Annotated in this window: 1 pseudogene; it reads left to right on the top strand. The window is 37.7% G+C overall.

The features are described from left to right. Positions 1–116: 116 nt before the first annotated feature. Positions 117–314 (top strand): annotated as a pseudogene (locus FLQ44_RS22835) (carboxyvinyltransferase); the annotation flags it as partial. Positions 315–363: the final 49 nt, after the last annotated feature.

Here is a 363-nt window from a genome sequence, read left to right as displayed (position 1 = left end):
CAAAAGGCTAAGCATTTTTTATTGCCACCGACTGATCAGTGAATGGAAAATGCTTAGCGCCAGTGACTTATTTCAATTATTTATCATCTAAAATCGTTGAAAGTGGAATAGATAATTTGGCTGTAAATGCAATTGGTCGTGGCTTCGCAACAATTTCTGAAACGATTTTTGAAAATCGTTTTATGCATGTTCCTGAATTGGCTCGTATGGGTGCAAATATTCAGGTTGAAGGTAATGATGCTATTGTGACAGGTGTAGAAAAACTATCTGCTGCACCTGTAATGGCAACTGACCTGCGTGCTTCATTTTCGATGAAATCGTAAAGTTCTTTAGCAATCGCTAACTTGCCTTTTTGAATACGTG

The sequence above is a fragment of the Vogesella mureinivorans genome, from assembly GCF_007644035.1.
Lineage (GTDB): Bacteria > Pseudomonadota > Gammaproteobacteria > Burkholderiales > Chromobacteriaceae > Vogesella > Vogesella mureinivorans.
The sequence above is the reverse complement of the archived record's forward strand: the minus strand, read 5'-3'. Positions and strand labels throughout refer to the sequence as shown.